We start from the raw sequence: 19,276 nt of genomic DNA, 5'->3' as shown, positions 1-19,276 counted from the left end.
GCTAATTTTGCCATTTGTGCTCAAACCTCCTGGATAGTCTGGACAGCGGGTAACAGACAAGGAAATACAGGATAAAGATGAACCCGTACACCCAGAAAGAGGCGTTCGGCGCTTTGATTACGCCCAGCTCAATAATTTGCTGTCCGATCTTTACCACCTCGATAACACCGATCAGCACAACCAGCGACGTTGTCTTCACCATCCGGGTAGCCAGATTGATTGAGCCAGGCAGCATCCGCCGCACCGCCTGCGGAATCAGAATATGCCGGTACAGCTGTCCTCTGCTTAAGCCCAGCGCCTGCCCCGATTCCACCTGATGCTTAGGCATCGATTCCAGCGCGCCGCGCACAATATCGCCGATTTCCGCCGCCCCCCAGAGACTGAAGACCAGGATCGCAGTAGCCTCTCCGCTGATATCAATGTGCAGCATAGGCGAAAAGCTGAAATGCACCACATACAGCCAGACCAGGATCGGAATAATCCGGAAGGCTTCCAGATACAGCCTCAGAACAAGCCGCAAAGGCCTGGAATTTACCGTCCGCAGCAGGCCCATCAACACCCCCAGCACACTCCCGGCGATAATCGACACAAACGAAATTTCAATCGTAACCAGCAGTCCCCCGAGCAGACGCTCGAAGTTCGAGCCTTCAAACAGCACCTCAATTCCCGAATTCGGCATGCCGCACCTTCCTTTCCACCCAACTGAGCAGAAGCGACAGCGGCAGCACCAGAATCAGGTAAGCCAGCACCAGCAGCAGCAGGGATTCGGCGGTTTTGTAATGCATGCCAATCAGATCCTTGGCGACATTCATCAGGTCCATCAGGCGATCGCCCCGACAATGGACGTTTCCTTCAGCAGAAAAATCGCGTTCGCTCCCAAAGAAGGAATGCTGATGGCCAGCGCCTGTGGAAGTATCACGTATCTTGCCAGCTGCACCTTGCTCAGTCCGATGCTGAGACCCGATTCCAGCTGTGTCCGGCCGACCGCCTCGATCCCGCTTCTGAACGCTTCTGTCATGTAACTGCCTCCGAGAAAAGTCATCCCGACCACCGCACACTGGAACTCGCTCATGTGAATGCCCACCTTCGGCAAGCCGTAATACAGGAAGAACAGCTGCACCAGCAGCGGCGTATTTCTCGACAATTCGATGTAAGCCAGAATAATGCTTCTAAGCCCTTTAACCTTATAAAACAGCACCAGACTAAACACAAGCCCGAGCACCAGCGACAGCGCAATCGCGATTAACGCCAGCTTCACCGTCAGCCACATGGCATCCCCGTACAAGGGCAGGCTTTCCATAATAAACTCCCAGTCTAAATTCATCTGCACAACCTTCCGTCTGCCAAAATAAAGCCCTCAATCTAACAGCTAAATGACAACCAATGTTATCAGTTTACTAGGGTGATTTTATATCGGAGCTGACATAAGGTGATATGATTAATTTCACACTAATCCAAGTAACTAACTAAGGATTACAGCAAAAATAACGCCAGCTGCCTCAGGGTAGAGGTGCTGACGGTTAATTGGTTGAAGTTATAAATATTGTTGCAGCAGCACGATTCGTTCCGCATACTCCTCATCCGTCAAATAAGTCTGGCGTAGTTGAGCTTGTCCGGCTCGAAAGCCATCCAGCCGGGCGGCCTGAACCGAGGAGCGGCGGCTTTCGTAGCTGCCTCACCGCCCTGCAGGACGACATTTGCATGCAGCCCGATGGTACCGGTAAAACACAGCCGCCGCTTACTCCTCAAACGAAATCCCCCGCGCATACTCATTCACTTCAAGAACTCCCTGCTCCGGCTGCAGAAGCACCCGCCCGTTTACCTTAAGGCTCTTGAAGCTCACATCCTGGACGGTCCGTTCATCATCATAGCCGAAGATCTGGATCGGGCGCGCATTACTTCCGTTATACGAAACATCCTCAAAACGGATATGCTCAATCCGGCGTCCGGGGGCAGGATTATAGTCCTTGTTCCACATCACTCTCAGGTCGATCAGACGGCCAAGCTCAAAGGGCTCAACCCGGATGTTCCGGTAAGTCACATTACGCACGATATTCATGTCACCGGCATTGATGGCCATGGCCCCCATGTAATTCGTCTGCGGCTCATGATGCTCCAGAATATCGATGTTCTCGAACACGATATCTTCAATAATGTCTCCGTCCCCGTGATGGTCACCGTGGGTACCGATCATCAGCGGATGGGCGACATCCGCCCAGAGGATGGAATTACGCACCCGGATGCCGCTGCTGTTCCCGTAATAGTCCCAGCGTGAGCCGTAGATCGCGATGCAGTCATCCGAGGTACGCAGAAAAACATCCTCGATCGTAATATCCGAGCAGGCCATCATATCAATCCCGTCCGACCAGCCCCGGGTGCTGAAGGATTTGAAATTACGGACGGACACCTGCCGCGACCTGCCCAGATAAATGCTGTAATGAGGCGGGTCCAGCGTAATAATGCCTTCAACCGAGATTTGCTCCGAGAACCTGATCCGGATGCCGCGAAAAGCCGAGAAGCGGTGAAAGTCAGACAGCCGGATGATCCCTCTGCCGCGTATGGACACATCGCGGACGTGATCGCAGACGAAGGAGCCTGCCACAACGGCGCCGCCGGCAATATAGACGGTTATCCCGGATGGAATCCTTAACAGCGTCTCCTCGATATAATGCATGCCCGGTGCAAAATACAGCGTATCCCGCACCCGCCCGTCTGTTCCCTCAGCTTCCGCCATCAAACGGAAGATATCCTCTGTCCGGTGGATGGCCGGCTGCAGCAGGAGAACGTTATTCTGCTGCGGGTCCGGTGCATCCGACTCACAGGGGTTCGCGAACAGGTGCAGATTGCTGAACCGTTCCCCGTTGATTTCGATCGACAGCTTCTGCGGCCGGTCCAGCATAAAGGTCAATTCCCGATCGGTATGCCCGATTGGGAGGTCCGTTGACAGCGGACGGATTACCGCCTCATGGATCGGCTGACTCAGGCTTTCTACCCTTACCTCCACTTTCCCGCTCATATCAAAATAGGCCATTGAAGCACAGCGCACATTGTGCATATCCACCTTGACCTCATACACAAACAGCTGCTGCCAGGCTTCCCCGGGAGTCCGCACATACACTGCGAAATCCTCCTTGCCGGGTACACCCGGCGGGGCAGTATAGACAACAAGTTTATCCATGTTCACACCATCTTTCGTTTCGTTCAGATTCTATTTCCAAAGCCGCCCGGCAGAGATTCCCTGCCGGGCGGCTTGCGCTGCTTGTTATTTGGATGCCTTGAACGCATCCACCTGCTTCTGCAATTCAGCCAGATAAGTATCGAAGCCGGCATCCTTCAGCTGCTTCTGCACTTTAGCCAGATCGCCGTCGATGTCGTTGGACATCCCTACGCTGAGCGGCTGGATATATTGGGTTTTTACCGTCTCCAGATTGGACAGCTCCGTTGCAAGCGAGCTGGTGTCAAAGCTGAAGCCTTCGTACGGATCGGTCCCGCCGGCTTCTGCACGCTTGGCGCCTTCGGCCTGAATGTTATCGAAGATGGCCTTCCATTCTCCCGGATAATTGACCTGAAGCGCCTGATAACCGTCATACAGCCCCGTCCAGGCAGGCTTGATATTATCGGTTGGAATGCCCTCATACAGGATATAGCCGTCAGCATCAACCTTGTAATTTTCGCCCTCTACACCATAAGCCAGTAAATTGTAGTAAGTCTGGTCGGTATGCCCTTTTTCAATAAATTTGAGTGCCTGCAGGGCATATTGGGTATTGGCGCCTACAGAAATCATCGTAATGGTGCTTGGCGACATTCTTGGCAAGAAGGCCGGAGCATCATTATCCATTAAAAAGTCATACCAGCCATAGGTTGAATCCGGGAGCGCATCTTTAAGCTGGTTAATATAGTTGTTACTGACTGCACCAAGGTGGTTATTGAATTCAAGCGGCTTCTGGTCCACCTTCATCAGTTCAAGTGTTTCGGCAGTGGCATTGCCCTGTGCGGCAAGCACGTCGTGATCGACGATCCCGTCGTCATACCATTGCTTGGCCTTGGCTACGGCCTCTTTATATTCAGGCGTATCGTAGATGCTGATAATTTTGTAAGGATCCTCATAGGAAGCTACAGCATAATCGGCGGCAACCGTGTAGTACTTGCTCGCAATCAGCTGGGAGTAAATATTAGTGCCAAAACGTTTATCGTTCAGCATCGGGGTAGACGGATATTCCTCCTTAGCTTTGTAGAGATATTGCTCAGCTGTTTCCAGGTTTTTGATCTCCGGAAGACCCCATTTCTGGCGCAGATCCTCACGGTACAGCATGCCTTCCCCGCCCCCGCCCGGCTTGTTATATTGCGGAATACCAAATACCTTACCGTCGATTTTTACGCGGTCGAGCGAACCCTTGTAGTGCTCCACCAGATCGGGCGTTTCTTCCAGAAGCGGCGTCAGATCGGCGAAAGCATTCTTGGTGGCAAAGTTGGCAAAATCAGACCACGCACCGCCGACGTAAAGATCATATTCCTTGGCTGCAATCGCCCGGCTGATCTGGTTCTTCTCATCGCCCCACGGGATATAGTCGAACCGGACCCGGATACCGAGATCCTTTTCCGTCAGAGCGTCCAGCTCTTTATAAAAGTTATCCAGCCCGCTTTTCGGCTCGTTCCCCATCGTAATCGCTTTCAATTCGACGATTTCCTTCGGTGCATCCGTTGCTGCCGTGTTACCGGTCTTGGCAGGCTCGCTTCCGCTGTTGCCGCTGCCCGAATTCGAATTTGAGCAAGCTGTAGACAGGCCCAGCAATAAGGCCATGGATGTGACGAGCATTGTCTTTGTGATTTGCTTTTTTTTCAAGCTTAACCCCTCCATTATTAGAACAAGTATATGTTCAGCGGAGAAAACAGTAAATACGTCCTCTCCGCTTCAAACCGGATCTGGCAGCCGATTAGACCGCCCTTTTTTACCCCTTCACACTTCCCACTACCAGGCCGCTGACAAAATAGCGCTGCACAAACGGATAGAACAGCAGAACCGGGCCGGTAACCAGCATCGCCGTAGCCAGCTTCATCGTTTCACTGGGCAGCTGCTGGATAATCAGGACATCTGAGCCCTTGACCGCATCCGTTACTCTGGACAGCATCCGGTAGAGCAGGTACTGCAGCCCCCATTTATCCTTATCCGTGATCAGATAGAGGCTGTAGGTAAACCAGTTATTCCAGTAGCCCAGTGCGGTGAACAGCCCGATGGTCGCCATGGCCGGCTTGGTGAGCGGAATGATGATCTGCCAGTAGATCCGGAAATCCCCGGCTCCGTCAATTCTCGCTGATTCCATCAGCGCATCGGGAATCCCCTTGATGAAGTTACGGAACAGGAATACGTTGAACGCGGACATCAGGCCGCCGAGAATAACAGACCAGAGTGAGTGATTCAGCTGCAGCACATTGGCTACAACGAGATAGGTAGGAATCAGCCCGCCGCTGAACAGCGTCGTGAAGTAGACGAAGAATGACACCTTATCCCTGTGCTTAAAATCCGGGCGGGAAAGCACATATCCCCCCATAGAGGTACAGAGCAGGCCGAGAAAGGTCCCAACCGCCGTTACATAGATCGTAACCATATAGGCTCTGCCGATCGTATTGCCCAGTGAAGTGAAGACAACCCGGTAGGCCTCCAGCGTGAAGCCTTTGGGTATAATCGAATAACCGCTCCGTACAACCTCAGACTCAGTGCTCAAGGAGCCGGAGAGCATTATAATAAACGGTATCACGCAGAGCAATGCGCCGATGGATACTACGAAGATGGCAATAACGTCAAATAATTTTGTACCGGTATCCTTGCGGATTTTACTGCCGGTTTTACCAATTGCCGCAGAACTCACGTTTTATCACAACCCTTTCTTTAAAATAGAGAATTCTCCCGGTCGACCTTCCGGACAATGGCATTGACAGTCAGGATCAGCAGCAGCCCGAATACGGATTGATACAGGCCCGCAGCCGTTCCCAGATTAATGCTGAAGTTAACGGTCAGTGAACGGTATACATAAGTATCGATGATGTCCGTTGCGTTCAGCAGCAGCCCGTTATTGCCGACGATATTCCAGAAAAGGTCGAATTGTCCCTTCAGGATTCCGCCGACCGCGAACAGCAGCAGAATAATGACAGTAGGCTTGAGCAGCGGAAGGGTCACATAGCGGATGCGCTGCCATTTGGAAGCTCCATCCACATAAGCCGCTTCATAAATGCTCTCGTCGATCCCCATAATGGAAGCCAGATAAATGACCGTTCCATAGCCCAGGCTCTTCCAGATCTCAACGACAACAATGATGATCGGCCAGACCCAGGGGGTGCGGTAAAAATCAAATTTTTCCATGCCCAGCGAAGTGAACATATTGTTGAGTACGCCATAGTTGAAATTGAACAGGTTATAGATGATAGACCCGATAATAACCATCGAGACAAAATAAGGCATGAACATCAGCGTCTGCGAGGTTTTGACGAACCGTTTGAACGCAATCTCCTTGAGCAGCACAGCCATCCCGATCTGGCACACATTACTCAGGATAATAAAAGCTACGTTGTAGAGGATGGTATTGCGCGTCAGCTTCCAGATGGTCGAGTCCGCCCCGCCCTTGAACAGAAACTCGAAATTCTGCAGGCCGACGAACGGGCTCAGGAGGCCTTTGCTGAAATCATAATTGGTAAAAGCATTGTACAGCCCGGCAAGCGGCAGGTAGTTAAAGGCTATAAAATAGGCGAACAGCGGGATGAGCATAAAATAATAGGTTTTGTGCGCTCGAAAGTCCGCGAATGGCTTAGCTTTGCGTTTAAGCGCTTTCTTATTAAGCACTTTCGAAGCAGCCGGTGATACCTGGTTCATGCAATCACTTCTCCCTTCATCCCTAATTCTACCGCCGCGCCGGCACGGGAAATATCGCAAATAACCAAGATTCCTTGCAAAAAAGGATGCAGTTTGGCCGCTCGGTCCATCCCTTGGTTCATCTAACACACTGATTACCAGGCTTGTTGTCAGCCAGTCTTGCGGTAACCAAGAGAAAGCCATTATGATAGGGAAAAACAAACGGCAAGCCGGAAATCATCCGGACGGCTAAGGAGGCCTAATGCACATGACCGAGAAGAAAGTAACCTGGCTGGAGCTGTTCTATGATCTGCTCTTTGTCGCCGCGGTGGCTAAAGCCAGCCATGTGCTGCTGCACGTAGAGGACGAGACCCTTTCCCTGGAGACGCTGGGCAAATTTGTACTGATCTTCATCCCGATCTGGTGGGCCTGGGTGGGACAGACCTTATTTGTTAACCGCTTTGGGCAGGATAGCGTTCCTCACCGGATTTTTCTGATTATCCAGTTATTTTTTGTACTGATTATGACAGCCAGCCTGAACGTTGACTTCGATTCCACCTATCTTTCCTTCCTGATCGGCTACATCGGACTGCGGGCGATGACTGCCGTGCAATACCATTATGCGCATGCCAGGGAGGAAGGACATTTGCGGGCCACTGCCCATTATTTCGGGACCCGCTTTTGGATCGGACTGGCCATCTCCGCCTGTTCCCTGTTCTTTGATTCCTGGGTGCGCTATGCCGTGCTGTACGCCGGAATTGCCCTTGATATTATCCTTCCGCTGACCGGCAGAAAGATCCTGCTCAAGACCCCGACGAACACTCATCATCTGCTGGAGCGCTTCTCGCTCTTCGCGCTGATCCTGCTCGGCGAATCTGTGGTCAGCATACTCGCCGTACTGAATTCCAGCTCCTGGACCCCGCAGTCGGTGACCTTTGCAGCATTGACTTTTGTGCTCATTATCGCGATGTGGTGGCAGTATTACGACAATCTGGAGAAGAAAGTGAATAAGCATGTACAGACCGCCGGACAGACGATCATCTATGGCCATTTGTTCATCTTCCTCTCTCTGTCTATGATTGCCGCCTCGATTCAGCTTCTGTTCCTAAATGAACTGCATTACGGGATGATGCTGAATTTGTTCTTCGGGTCTGCCGTACTCTACTTTGCCTCGACGACACTCGTCTTCCATGTCTACAGGCACAAGCAGCACCGGCTGGGTATTACGCATCTGTCCCTGCTGCTGGGGATTTTGATCGGCTTTTACATTGTTAATCTGGTGTTCCACGTTCCTAATGTAGTGATGATGGGCGAAATGGCGCTGTTCTTCGCCGTCTATGCCAAGATCACGACCTAAAACCGCATAAGAAACAGGCTGTGCCCGTGAGATCTGAAAGAAGGATCTTACGGGCACAGCCTGTTTATTGGCATTTTTGAAGAAATGAATATGTGAAAGAGAGATTTTCATCTATTAATGAGTTGTAAGGAATGCTCCTTATTAATACCCGCGTAAAAGTAGAATCAACATACATTCAATGGTTAAAAGAACCGGATTCGTTGTTTACTCAAACAAATCAATAACATAATTAACGCTTTGTTCTGGTAACGGGCAGGATACTGACAAAATATAACGAATTCCAATTTTTGATAACTATTTTTTGGAGGGATAGTATTGACTGAGGATTTTTATTGCGATGAGGTATTAAGTGGTCGTACTGATGTACAAAAAGTCTTTGAGACTGATAACGTTCTTGCATATCATCATACTCGCCCTTTTTATCCCGTCCACATTGTTACGATTCCGAAGAAGCATATCTCATCTCTTCTTACACTGGAACAAAGTGACAATGAGCTCTTAATTGAGTTGATGGACGTTATTAAAAAGGTTTCATCTCAAGTGCAGTCTGCGTATGGAGCTTGCAGGGTGTCAACTAATTTGGGGAAGTACCAAGACTCAAAACATCTTCATTTCCATATAACCTTCGGTGAAGCATTACGCTAATCTTATTTGTCTTGCTTACTAAACTAACGGGCAGTTTAGTTGAACAAGATATGTGTCGCATTTGACGCATATGACGTAAGAAAGGGTGAGACAGTGGGGAAGCGTATGACTCATGAAGAAATTGAGGAAGCGTCCAGAATTGCGTCCGAAATCATTGCACGACATAGGCCAAAGCAACGGAGAATTACCGTTACACAAGACGATAAAGATGCGTTCAGCATGATTTGGGGCATGTACGTAAATGCGGATGAAGCTTCCGATGGCACTTGGATTTCAGATGAAGATCGGAAGAAAATAACGAAACTCCACAATAAAATTTATGGCAGAAGATGACATGCTGATGTGCAGTACGAAGATATTGTGTAATAAAAGAAGGCGTGCTTATTAAGCTAACGTGAAACGATAGCCCAATGTAATTACGAAAGCAACTATCACTTCGATCGGTTGCTTTTGTTCATCTAACGGGCAGTTTAGATTTTTTATGAAGAAAGGAGGTATTTGTGGTGTTATATGTAATTATTTGTTATGAAATAAATGGATTATTTGAATATGGGGGAATTAAAATATGGAACGTAAAATTCAACTAATGGAATCCTACGTAAATATCGACTTTGAAAACTCACCCTTTTTAAAATTAGATAAAGGGTTGCAAATTCCATACTCTTCAATCACAGGAATAACAACAGGTAGACCGATACCAAATGCTTTTAAACTATATGGTGCTTTATTAGGAGAAATGAGAAATGGGCTATTTAGATCCAATGGTCGGTATCAACTTCACTTTTTTGAAAATGAGCTTGAAACTCTTCATTTAGATTTGAATAGCTTTAAAGTTGGTAAGTTCAAAATATCAAAGTTGATCATAGGTGTTGAAAATCCTGAAGAAATAAGTAAAAATATTTCCGAAAGAGTGAAACGATAAGTACCACATGTTAAATTTTACAACTGTATCGAGAGTGGGTTATCATGACAAATCAAAAGTATGGAAGTGACAGAACAGCTTTTGAAAAAGAGTTAATGAAATTGATGGTACCCGTACAGGGAGGAACCATAGAATTACGTGATTATGTTAACACGGATAAATGGTTAAGTTCTGATTACACGCTATCAAACCCTGGAAGCAATAAAAAGGCTGTAACATGGACTGCAACAATCGAACCTTTCCATGTAATGAAGTATCCGGTAACACAGCAGTTGTATCATTTTGTCATGCATGAAAAAGAAACAGAGCCGATTATGAATAACCTGCCAATGGCGGAGGTTTCGTGGATAGATTCCATTTCCTTTTGTAATCAGTTGTCCAGAATGCTTGGCAGAACCGAATGTTATACAATCACCAATGAGAGTGAGAATACGATTTTTAAAAAGACAGCGAATGGCTTCCGATTACTATCAGACGCAGAATGGCAGTATGCCTGCAAAGCGGGAACCGCAGGATACCGGTATGAACGAATTGAGCAAATTGCATGGTATCAAGAAAACTCCGGTGGATCGGTTCATCCAGTGGGTCAGCTGCTTCCTAACCCATGGGGGCTTTTTGATATGATCGGGAACGTATGGGAATGGTGTTGGGATTTATATGATAAGGAACGATATGGGAACTATAGAGTCTTCCGGGGAGGCAGCTGGGCTGAAGCCCAGAACAACTGCGGTTCTACGAGTAGAAGGAAAAGCATGCCCGATTTCAAGATCGATGATCTTGGCTTTAGAATTGCCCTTACACACGTTTGAGAAACTGATTAACAGGAGTTAGTTGAACAACAACAGCGGCAGCCTAAGATTTTGTCACTGAGTCTTGAGATGCCGCTGCTTCGTTAAATTGATAACTCTACTACTCTATTTCACAGAGCTCGCATAACGGGAACGTCAATTATTACACTGGTCCCTTTGCCCGCTGCACTTATGAACGTTATCTCCCGGGCTTCACCGCCAAAAAACAGGCTAAGGCGCTTGCTGATATTCTCAACCCCGTACCCGCTTCCCTGGTAGCCCGAATGCCGCTCCTCCCGTTCGCTTAGGCCGGCCCCGTCGTCTTCAACGGTAATCCGCAGCCTGTCCTGTTCAATCCGCCCTGTAATCCGGATCGTCCCCCTGCGCTCCTCCGTTTCCATAATGCCGTGCACAATCGCATTTTCCACCAGCGGCTGCAGGGTAATCTTGGGCAGCATGCAGCTTAGCGCGTCGTCCTCTACACTGATCTCAAGCTTAATCCTGTCTTTGTACCGGTTCTTCTGGATGTCCATATAGATGCTGCACAGCCTGACCTCGTCACCCACGCTCACAAAATCCTTGCCTTTATTCAGCACAAGTTTGTAATAATCCGACAGGGCGTGAATTACCCGCTGGATATTGTCCACCTCATCCTTCTGGGCCATCCAGTTCACCATATCCAGCGTGTTATACAGAAAATGCGGATTGATCTGGGACTGCAGCGCCTTCAGCTCTGCCCCCTTCTTCTCCTGCCCCAGCCTGAACTGCTCCTCCATCAGCTCCTGCACACTGTTGATCATATAGTTGTAACTGGAGATAAGATGGCCCAGCTCATCCGTGCGCGGCTCCAGGTCCAGCGTGTTCAGCCTCCCCTGCCGCACCTGGCTCATCTTGTTCATCAGCAGGAAGATACGCTGTGTAATCGACCTTGTAATCGGGAAAATAAACACAAAGATCAGCAGCCCGATCACGGCATAGATGCCCAGCATCTGGACACGGATCTTCTGGATAATCGACATGGCGGCACTGGACGGAATCACCGATATCAGGTACAGGCCGGTCGAATCAATCTGGTTGCCGCGGGCCAGGTAAGTCCCGCTCTCCAGATGAATCTCTGAATAGCTTGGGCCGCTGTTCAGCTTGCCCGGCAGGCGCATCTTCGCGAGCTCTTCCTCAGTCCCGCTGCTGGCAACAAGCTCCCCGTCTGCCGTTTCCACGTAGACCAGCTGCCCGGGAACCGACTGCCGCAGTGCTCCGGTGATCTCCTCCAGGTCAATGTTGATCATCACGAAACCGACGGATTCCATATAATCATTCTCATTCCACAACGCCCGGCCCAGCGTCAGGTACTTCTTCGGGGTCAAAAAGTTGAATTTGTCCTCGAAGATCAGCCAAGTAGACTTTCCCTTCGCAGCCAGAAAGGACTCGGTCCACTTTTGTCCCTGAACCTGGTTGAGCGGCCGGTACAGCGAGGTTTTGCCGGCGGTTACGAATCCGTCGTTGATAAAATACATAATATTGCTGAACTGCGAGTCCGACTCCAAAATTTGTGTATAGGAGGTAATTTCCTCGAACATCGAGAGCTGCTGCCAGATTTCAAGCCTCTCGGGCTTCAGCGAGAAGATGGACGTAATCTTTTTATTGATCACAATCATGGAGGATATCTCTTCAATATGCGACATCCGGCTGGTCAGCACGGACAGGGTCTGCTCATACGTCTGATTGTTGGCATAGCTCTGCCGGTCCAGCGCGTATTTGCGGATTTCATGCTGGGATACAAAAAAGGTAATGATCAGCGGGATAATCCCGACCATGATGAACAGCAGGATCAGCTTTTTGCGGATGGACAGATTGCGGAACGGCACAGTGATCCTCATCGCAGCTTGAGCTTCCTGTATTCAACCGGCGTGACGGAGGTACAGAGCCTGAATACCTTGGCAAAATAGCTCGGGCTGGCAAAGCCGCACAGCTCGGAAATTGCGTTCATTTTATAATGCTCATTCATGATCAGCTTCTTGGCCAGCTCAATCCGGTAATCCCTGATATATTGGGTAATCGTCATCCCTGTCTCCTGCTTGAACAGCACATTCAGATGAGCGGAGGACATAAACATATGCTGTCCGATTTCCGGCAGATCCAGCTCCGCCTTGCTCACATGGGCAGCTACATAATCCATCACGCTGATTACCGTATGCGAGTACTCGGCTTCCTTGGCTTTTTCGGCACAATAGCTGCTACAGATGGTCAATATATACTCCTTAAGCTCTATTAACGTATAGAACGCAGATAACCGGGTGTCAATATCCTTCATCTCATAGATCCCGTCCAGCCCGGCAAGCAGCGCCCCTTTCTCCTGCAGCATCGCCTTCCCCATAGAGGAGAATAACGAATAGACCTGCTCACGCGGAGGACGGTCCTCCGACATCAGACGGTCACATAGCGCTTCAATCCATCCGGTCAGCTCGCGCGGCTGGCTTTTCATCAGCATATAGAAGTCCACAAACAGCTGCGGGCTGATCCCGGCTGATATAACCGCAGGTTCCGAATACAGACTGAAACGGGACTCCGGCTCATAGAAAAAGCAGTTCAGCGCTGTATGGGCATCGACATAGCTCTGGCTTACCTCAAACATATCCAGCACCTTGCTGCCTGTTGCAATACGGAGGCTATTATGGCTTACAAGCAGCTGCTTCGCCAGCGCATGGACCCGCTCCAGCTTCACCCGGTTCAGCGGAAGCACGAATCCAAGCTCTCCTCTGCCGGTAACATTACCGACGGCCTGCACCCCCTGCCTGTGCCAGAAGGCATGCAGCTCCTCCAGCAGCTCCGGCTCACCGCCAGCCTGCCCGCCACTAGACACAATCACACATACATATCCGGCGTTCACCGGAAATCCGGCCTCCTCACATTGCTTCTGAACCGCTTCGCGGCCGGCTGTCCCTTCAATCAGCAGCTGTGCCAGCTTTTGCTGCTGCAGGTTCTTTTTGATGCTAAGCTCATCGGTCAGCCGCCTGCTCTTCTGCACGGACTCGACTGTTTTTGCGATGGCCTCCTTCAGGTCAGGAATTTTGACCGGCTTCTCTATATAATCGACTGCGGCCAGCCGGATGGCGCTTTTCAGATATTCCACATCCAGATACCCGCTCATGAACAGCAGCTTGCAATCCGGACACTGCTCCCCCAGCTTTTCGGCAAAAGCAATTCCGTTCAGCTTCGGCATCCGGATATCCGTCAGCACGATTTCCGGCTTATGCTGTGCAGCCAGCCGCAGCGCCTGTGCCCCGTCTCTGGCTTCGATAATCTCCTCAATGCCGTACTGGCTCCATTCCACCGCATCCATCAGGCCTTCTCTTGTATAATCATCATCATCTGCAATTAGCATCCGCATCGGAATGTGCTCCTTAACCCGAGAATTTCAAGTGAATCTTGTAAGCGCTTGTATAGCAATTCTAGTGTACTACAATTTATTTATGTATAAGCACATTAATTAGCTGCGGTCTGTAACGACCTGCAAAATTACCAGAAATCTTGTTATTTTACTATGCCGGTTGAGCTAAGATTTTATTTAGAAAAAGAGCAGCCCCTCCTCCCTGAAGAAGAATGGCTGCTCACTATAGAGCCGTCTTTAGCTTGCCGTCCCCGACACAAACTGGTTCTGGTACATCTCATAATAAAAGCCCCGGCGGTCCATCAGCTCCTCATGGGTTCCGCGCTCGCTGATCCGTCCGTCCTGGATCACCAGAATGGCGTCGGCCTCACGGATCGTGCTCAGCCGGTGGGCAATGACAAAGCTGGTCCGGCCCTGCATCAGCTTCCGCATCGCCTCCTGGATATGCAGCTCTGTGCGCGTATCCACGTTGCTGGTCGCCTCATCCAGTATCAGGATGGACGGATTGGACAGCACGGCACGGGCAATGGTCAGCAGCTGCCGCTGCCCCTGGCTCAGGTTGCCGCCTTCGGCGTTCAGATACGTATCGTAGCCGGCGGGCAGCTTCCGGATGAAGACATCGGCATTTGCGAGCCTGGCAGCTTCCTCTACCTCCTGATCCGTAGCTTCCATCCGGCCGTAGCGGATGTTGTCCCGGATCGTCCCCGAGAAGACATAGGCATCCTGCAGCACAAGACCGATCTGTGACCGGAGGGTTGGGTTATCCAGATCACTGATATTCTCACCGTCTATCAGAATCCGGCCGGACTGGATTTTATAGAAGCGGGTCAGCAGATTGATAATGGTTGTTTTGCCTGCTCCGGTCGGGCCAACCAGCGCCAGCATCTGGCCGGGCTCGGCGTGCAGGGAAAGGTTTTTCAGCACCGGTACCTCAGGCTTGTAACTGAAGCCCACCTGCTCGAATACCACCTCTCCCCTGATACGCCGGGTTGCTGTGTCTTCCTGCTCCCGGGCCATTTCCGGCTCCAGGTCCAGCACCTCAAACACGCGCTCTGCCCCGGCAACCGCCGACTGGAACAGATTGTACTGGTTGGCGAGCTGGTTCAGCGGCTGGCTGAACTGGTTGGAATAATTGAGGAAGCTGACAATAATACCGATCGTGATCATTTCATGGTAAGCAAAAATACCGCCCGACACCGCGATAACAAGGAAGGTCAGGTTGCGCATAGCGTTCATCATCGGGCCCATGGAGCCGGAGAGGGTCTGCGCCTTCACTCCGACGGCCCGCAGCCGTTCATTGATCTGCCGGAATTCGCGGACCGCCTCCTCCTCACGGCCGAACACCTTGACGACCTTCAGGCCGGAGATATTCTCCTGGACGAAGCCGTTCACCTCTCCGAGATGCTGCTGCTGCTCCGAGAAGTAGCGGCGGGTATGGACGGAGATTTTTTTAACAATAAACGTAATAAGCGGGACGGTCAGAATGGTAATCAGCGTCATCCACACGCTCAGACTGAGCATCATAACCAGACAGCCGGCCAGCATCAGCACGCTGGCAATCAGCTGGACAACGGTCTGATTCAGCGTATTGGAGACGTTGGCAATATCGTTGACGGCCCGGCTCATCAGCTCGCCGTGGGTGCGCTGGTCGAAGAACGATACCGGCAGCCGCTGATACTGCTCGAACAGATCCTGCCGCATATTGCGGACCGTGTTCTGGGACAGGCTCGAGGCCGTATATTGCTGAACCCAGGTGAAGAACGCGCTCAGGGCATATACGCCCAGAAGGATCATGCCCATGCGGAACATTCCTTCAAACCGGCCGGGCACGATATAGTTATCGAACAGCTTGCCGATCAGATAGGGACCCGCAAGCGAAAGAGCAGTAATCAGTACGGTACTCATAATAACCCAGGTGAGCGCCCGGCTCTCCTGCTTCAGGTAGCCCCATATCCGCCGGAGTGTGCCTAAGGTATCCTTAGATCTTATTTTGGGTACGCCTCCGTGCATATGTCCCGGACCCTGGCGGAAGCCCATCTGGTCGAATTTTTGCGGTATTTTGCCCTGGTTAGACGGACTGGACGGCGGGTTCGCTGACATAAGGCACCTCCTCTGAGCCGAACTGCGACCGGTAAATCTCCTGATATACCTTGCAGTTCTGCAATAATTCCTCATGGGAGCCGCTGCCTGCGATCTCCCCGTCATCGAGTACGATGATCGTGTCCGCTTCCGTGACGGACGATATTTTCTGGGCGATCAGGAAGGTCACGGCCTCTGCCGTAATATCCTTCAGCGCATCCCGCAGCTGCCGCTCCGTCCGGGCATCCAGGGCGCTCATGCTGTCATCCATGATCAGCACCGGCGGCTTAACGAGCAGCGCCCGGGCAATGGACAGCCGCTGCTTTTGCCCGCCGGACAGATTGACCCCCTTCTGTCCGAGCTTCGTATCATAGCCTTCCGGCAGCCTGCTGATAAAATCATGCGCCTGGGCGATTCGTGCCGCAGCTTCCACTTCGGCCTGGGCTGCACCGGGCTTGCCGAAGGCGATATTGTCGCGGATCGTGCCGGTGAACAGGAAGGATTCCTGCAGGATCATCCCGATCCGCCGACGCAGCTCCAGCAGCGGAAGCTCACGGATATCCTGTCCGTCCAGCTGAATGGAACCTGACGTAACGTCATACAGCCGGGGAATCAGCTGGACGAGCGTGGTTTTGCCGGAGCCGGTTGCCCCGATTATGGCCACGGTCTCGCCGCGCTCAGCTTCGATATTGATCCCTTGCAGTACCAGATCCTTCGGATCGGAAGAGCCGTTATAGGAGAACGATACATTCTCCAGCTTGACCTTGCGGCCCGGCAGAGACAATCCGCTTTTTGCTTCAGCATCCCGGATATGCGGCTGCGCAGCAAGCACCTCCTGGATCCGGTCAGCGGACACCTTGGCCTGTGATACATTCATCAGCAGACTGCTGACCATGAGCAGGGACGATAATACCTGGACTACATAGTTGACAAAAGCGACCAGATCGCCTGCCTTCACCGAGCCGAACGATACCTGGTTCCCGCCATATAGCAGCACGGTTACAAGGCAGGCGTTCATAATCAGCGTGACGATCGGCGAATTCAGTGCAATAAAGCGGGCCGCCCGGATCGATACCCGGGTATACTCTCCGTTGACCTCGCGGAACCGCCCTGTTTCATAGCCGGCGCGTACAAAAGCTTTGACGACCCGGATCCCCGCCAGATTTTCCTGAATCCGTGTATTAACGGCATCCAGCTTCCCCTGCACCGCCGAGAAGATCGGAGTAGAAAAACGGATCAGCAGCGCGACTACAGCAATCAGGACAATCAGCGTGCCCAGCAGAATAAGCCCGAGCTGACGGTTGATAATCAGCGCCATAACCACACTGCCGATCAGCAGGCTGGGGGAGCGGACGAGACCCTGCAAGCCCATCTGCACCAGATTCTGCACCTGCACGACATCGCTGGTCATCCGGGTCATCAGCGAGCCGGACTTGAAGGCATCGACATTTTCAAAGGAAAAGGTCTGCACCTTCGTGAACAGCGCTTCACGGATATCGGCGCCAAAATTCTGCGAGGCCCGGCTGGCAAAAAAGTTGCACAGTACGCCGGTAGCCAGCCCCAGCAGAGCAACGCCCAGCATCAGAAAACCGGTCTGCTCAATAACGCTAAAGTTGCGGCTCACAATGCCGTTATCAACGATATGTGCAGCCAGCGTAGGCTGAAGCAGATCAAAAAAGACCTCCATCATCATGAACAGCGGAGCCAGAATCATAAATTTTACATACGGCTTCAAATAACGTCTCAATTCCCACATCATTGATCCCCTTCTGGCGTCTGAGGCTCATCCGCTTCCTTGCGGCGCAGCTCAAAATGCCGGGTATACTCGTCAATCACCATTTCGACCGCCTTAAGCTCACCGAGCAGCACCGGCTTGATCTCCTGGTACTCCGGCGCTTCCACCTGCTGCTTCAGCGTTGCCCTTTTTACCTCAAGCACATTCAAAAACTCCAGCGCCCGCCCGCGGCGGAACGTCTTGGCTCCGTAATGATGCCTGCCTTTATGCCGGCCTTCACAGCCCCGGTCACCATGCCCGCCGTGTTCCCACTGTTCTTTCATTCTTTGGCCACTCCTTTTACGATTCATTAACAACACTATTGTATACAAATGTATACACATTGCTGTGAATTGTCAATCAAGATGACAAAAAAGGCTGCGCCTCCACAGGTGGAGACAGCAGCCGCGTCTACATTACTCTTTTCCAAGCGAAAAATCCCCGATCAGTTCCTCTACCGTCTCGTCCCCCTGCCCCCCGGAAACCCAGCAATCCGCTTTAGGCCTGCAAAAGCTGTAGAGGTTATACTCATTATCTTTCTTCTCGTCTATATCCTGAAGTGTCGCCTCTATATTGCTAAAGTCCCCGTTGTTCATAAAAAAGACAGCGCTGAGGAAATCCGCTATGCCATATTCCTTCAGCTCCTGATTCAGCTGCTTGATCCGCGCGGCCTGTACTTGCTTATCCAGTTCGCCTTCATGCGACATGAATACATTGATGCCTGCTGCATACGGGTAATCCTTCACTTCCGAGCCGGGTGTATAGCTGCTGTCCGGGAGCGAGCCGAACGGTCCTTCAAAATAGACGACATCCAGCTTGGCCGGCGCCTTCCAGATTGACTGAACTTTTTGTTGGACCAGCTCAGCGAGCTTATCGGACATGATCAGATTGATATAGCCGTCTTCAATGACATTTTCTTTCTCCCAATACTCCACCCTGAACTCCGTCTCCGGATTCCCGGCAGGGTAAGCGACCGCCTGGACTCCGGCAACCTCTCCGCTTGTAAGAGCGCCTACCCGGTGATAACGCAGCTCCTCAACATTTTCTATCATAAAAGCTTCAGAATACTTCTCTTCCAGGTACTCTTTCATTTCGGAGGCCTTTTGCTTTTTTTCGGATTCGGAGTATCCGCTGCTGCAGGAAGTTACCATTAGAGCAGCTAGAGCTGCCGCTGATATCAATAACCATTTAATAGGCTTCATGAGTCCCCTCCAACGTATCTATGTAGATTGAGCAGATGCTTTCCCTCTGCTGCTGTCACTACTTGGATGCTTTCTGGTGCTGGCGGTGTCGTTCTGGTGCTGGTGCTGATGCTGGTTCTGATGCTGGTGCTGGTGCTGGTGCTGGTGCTGGTGCGGGTGCTGGTGCTGGTGCTGGTTGCTGGTGCTGGTGCTGGTGCTGGTTCAATACAACTAGTTGGATTTTTGCCATTTAGTTTGGGCATTTTCCGATAGTTACGTCTTTTAGTTGGAAAAACGT

Annotated in this window: 18 protein-coding genes and 1 pseudogene; 6 read left to right on the top strand and 13 right to left on the bottom strand. The window is 51.1% G+C overall.

Going from position 1 to position 19,276, the window contains the following annotated elements; all coding sequences use genetic code 11:
* Nucleotide 1: 1 nt before the first annotated feature.
* From AWJ19_RS09020 to AWJ19_RS08995, 7 genes and pseudogenes are all read right to left on the bottom strand, one after another.
* On the bottom strand, nucleotides 2-679 hold the full coding sequence (locus AWJ19_RS09020; protein ID WP_068723069.1) for an amino acid ABC transporter permease: 678 nt from the start codon (nucleotides 677-679) through the stop codon (nucleotides 2-4).
* A pseudogene (locus tag AWJ19_RS09015) lies at nucleotides 660-1,324 on the bottom strand (amino acid ABC transporter permease). The gene AWJ19_RS09020 and the pseudogene AWJ19_RS09015 overlap by 20 nt, the downstream one beginning before the upstream one ends.
* A gap of 260 nt (nucleotides 1,325-1,584) precedes the next feature.
* Entirely contained in the window at nucleotides 1,585-1,749 is a 165-nt protein-coding gene (locus AWJ19_RS35165; protein ID WP_157889973.1) for a hypothetical protein, read from the bottom strand.
* Nucleotides 1,739-3,178 carry a glycosyl hydrolase family 28 protein gene (locus tag AWJ19_RS09010; protein WP_068723068.1) on the bottom strand — a complete coding sequence of 480 codons (1,440 nt, stop codon included), beginning with the start codon at nucleotides 3,176-3,178 and terminating at the stop codon, nucleotides 1,739-1,741. The genes AWJ19_RS35165 and AWJ19_RS09010 overlap by 11 nt, the downstream gene beginning before the upstream one ends.
* Before the next feature lie 84 nt (nucleotides 3,179-3,262).
* Nucleotides 3,263-4,843, bottom strand: coding sequence for a DUF3502 domain-containing protein (locus tag AWJ19_RS09005; protein ID WP_068723066.1), 1,581 nt, complete (start codon nucleotides 4,841-4,843; stop codon nucleotides 3,263-3,265).
* Between the two features lie 106 nt (nucleotides 4,844-4,949).
* Entirely contained in the window at nucleotides 4,950-5,867 is a 918-nt protein-coding gene (locus tag AWJ19_RS09000) for a carbohydrate ABC transporter permease (RefSeq protein WP_241781665.1), read from the bottom strand.
* Between the two features lie 20 nt (nucleotides 5,868-5,887).
* Nucleotides 5,888-6,865: an ABC transporter permease subunit gene (locus tag AWJ19_RS08995; RefSeq protein ID WP_082707786.1), complete on the bottom strand. Its 978-nt coding sequence runs from the start codon at nucleotides 6,863-6,865 to the stop codon at nucleotides 5,888-5,890.
* A gap of 247 nt (nucleotides 6,866-7,112) precedes the next feature.
* On the opposite strand from AWJ19_RS08995, the gene AWJ19_RS08990 reads away from it, so the two are divergent.
* From AWJ19_RS08990 to AWJ19_RS08970, 5 genes are all read left to right on the top strand, one after another.
* Nucleotides 7,113-8,201: a low temperature requirement protein A gene (locus AWJ19_RS08990; RefSeq protein ID WP_068723064.1), complete on the top strand. Its 1,089-nt coding sequence runs from the start codon at nucleotides 7,113-7,115 to the stop codon at nucleotides 8,199-8,201.
* 315 nt (nucleotides 8,202-8,516) lie between these two features.
* A complete protein-coding gene (locus AWJ19_RS08985; RefSeq protein ID WP_068723062.1) occupies nucleotides 8,517-8,846 on the top strand; it encodes an HIT domain-containing protein in 330 nt (109 codons plus the stop codon).
* Between the two features lie 93 nt (nucleotides 8,847-8,939).
* Nucleotides 8,940-9,179 (top strand): hypothetical protein, encoded by a 240-nt coding sequence (locus AWJ19_RS08980; protein WP_128083541.1) that lies wholly within the window; start codon nucleotides 8,940-8,942, stop codon nucleotides 9,177-9,179.
* 232 nt (nucleotides 9,180-9,411) lie between these two features.
* A complete protein-coding gene (locus AWJ19_RS08975) occupies nucleotides 9,412-9,768 on the top strand; it encodes a hypothetical protein (protein ID WP_068723057.1) in 357 nt (118 codons plus the stop codon).
* 44 nt (nucleotides 9,769-9,812) lie between these two features.
* Nucleotides 9,813-10,577 carry an SUMF1/EgtB/PvdO family nonheme iron enzyme gene (locus AWJ19_RS08970; RefSeq protein ID WP_068723055.1) on the top strand — a complete coding sequence of 255 codons (765 nt, stop codon included), beginning with the start codon at nucleotides 9,813-9,815 and terminating at the stop codon, nucleotides 10,575-10,577.
* A 110-nt stretch (nucleotides 10,578-10,687) separates the two neighbouring features.
* On the opposite strand, the gene AWJ19_RS08965 is transcribed toward AWJ19_RS08970, so the two are convergent.
* The 6 genes from AWJ19_RS08965 to AWJ19_RS08940 form a co-directional block, all read right to left on the bottom strand.
* Nucleotides 10,688-12,433 carry a sensor histidine kinase gene (locus AWJ19_RS08965; protein WP_068723053.1) on the bottom strand — a complete coding sequence of 582 codons (1,746 nt, stop codon included), beginning with the start codon at nucleotides 12,431-12,433 and terminating at the stop codon, nucleotides 10,688-10,690.
* A complete protein-coding gene (locus tag AWJ19_RS08960; protein ID WP_068723051.1) occupies nucleotides 12,430-13,944 on the bottom strand; it encodes a response regulator in 1,515 nt (504 codons plus the stop codon). The genes AWJ19_RS08965 and AWJ19_RS08960 overlap by 4 nt, the downstream gene beginning before the upstream one ends.
* Nucleotides 13,945-14,181: 237 nt before the next feature.
* Nucleotides 14,182-16,044, bottom strand: coding sequence for an ABC transporter ATP-binding protein (locus AWJ19_RS08955; RefSeq protein ID WP_068723049.1), 1,863 nt, complete (start codon nucleotides 16,042-16,044; stop codon nucleotides 14,182-14,184).
* Nucleotides 16,013-17,779: an ABC transporter ATP-binding protein gene (locus tag AWJ19_RS08950; RefSeq protein ID WP_068723047.1), complete on the bottom strand. Its 1,767-nt coding sequence runs from the start codon at nucleotides 17,777-17,779 to the stop codon at nucleotides 16,013-16,015. The genes AWJ19_RS08955 and AWJ19_RS08950 overlap by 32 nt, the downstream gene beginning before the upstream one ends.
* Complete coding sequence (locus AWJ19_RS08945; RefSeq protein ID WP_068723045.1) at nucleotides 17,779-18,081, bottom strand: hypothetical protein; 303 nt, start codon at nucleotides 18,079-18,081, stop codon at nucleotides 17,779-17,781. Before AWJ19_RS08945 ends, AWJ19_RS08950 begins: the two co-directional genes overlap by 1 nt.
* A gap of 132 nt (nucleotides 18,082-18,213) precedes the next feature.
* Entirely contained in the window at nucleotides 18,214-18,888 is a 675-nt protein-coding gene (locus AWJ19_RS08940; RefSeq protein ID WP_128083547.1) for a hypothetical protein, read from the bottom strand.
* 207 nt (nucleotides 18,889-19,095) lie between these two features.
* On the opposite strand from AWJ19_RS08940, the gene AWJ19_RS35745 reads away from it, so the two are divergent.
* On the top strand, nucleotides 19,096-19,251 hold the full coding sequence (locus AWJ19_RS35745) for a hypothetical protein (protein WP_198536526.1): 156 nt from the start codon (nucleotides 19,096-19,098) through the stop codon (nucleotides 19,249-19,251).
* Nucleotides 19,252-19,276: the final 25 nt, after the last annotated feature.

The organism is Paenibacillus sp. DMB5, from assembly GCF_001517085.1.
Classification (GTDB): domain Bacteria; phylum Bacillota; class Bacilli; order Paenibacillales; family Paenibacillaceae; genus Paenibacillus_AQ.
Note: the sequence above shows the minus strand (reverse complement) of the source record. Positions and strands in the feature narration are given on the sequence as shown.

Bases quoted from the DNA above. Each gene is read 5' to 3' on its own strand.
- AWJ19_RS08990 (WP_068723064.1), top strand. From the start codon at position 7,113: ATGACCGAGAAGAAAGTAACCTGGCTGGAGCTGTTCTATGATCTGCTC.
- AWJ19_RS08950 (WP_068723047.1), bottom strand. From the start codon at position 17,779: ATGTGGGAATTGAGACGTTATTTGAAGCCGTATGTAAAATTTATGATT.
- AWJ19_RS08975 (WP_068723057.1), top strand. From the start codon at position 9,412: ATGGAACGTAAAATTCAACTAATGGAATCCTACGTAAATATCGACTTT.
- AWJ19_RS08960 (WP_068723051.1), bottom strand. From the start codon at position 13,944: ATGCGGATGCTAATTGCAGATGATGATGATTATACAAGAGAAGGCCTG.
- AWJ19_RS09020 (WP_068723069.1), bottom strand. From the start codon at position 679: ATGCCGAATTCGGGAATTGAGGTGCTGTTTGAAGGCTCGAACTTCGAG.
- AWJ19_RS08970 (WP_068723055.1), top strand. From the start codon at position 9,813: ATGACAAATCAAAAGTATGGAAGTGACAGAACAGCTTTTGAAAAAGAG.
- AWJ19_RS09010 (WP_068723068.1), bottom strand. From the start codon at position 3,178: ATGGATAAACTTGTTGTCTATACTGCCCCGCCGGGTGTACCCGGCAAG.
- AWJ19_RS08945 (WP_068723045.1), bottom strand. From the start codon at position 18,081: ATGAAAGAACAGTGGGAACACGGCGGGCATGGTGACCGGGGCTGTGAA.
- AWJ19_RS08955 (WP_068723049.1), bottom strand. From the start codon at position 16,044: ATGTCAGCGAACCCGCCGTCCAGTCCGTCTAACCAGGGCAAAATACCG.
- AWJ19_RS08965 (WP_068723053.1), bottom strand. From the start codon at position 12,433: ATGAGGATCACTGTGCCGTTCCGCAATCTGTCCATCCGCAAAAAGCTG.
- AWJ19_RS08940 (WP_128083547.1), bottom strand. From the start codon at position 18,888: ATGAAAGAGTACCTGGAAGAGAAGTATTCTGAAGCTTTTATGATAGAA.
- AWJ19_RS08995 (WP_082707786.1), bottom strand. From the start codon at position 6,865: ATGAACCAGGTATCACCGGCTGCTTCGAAAGTGCTTAATAAGAAAGCG.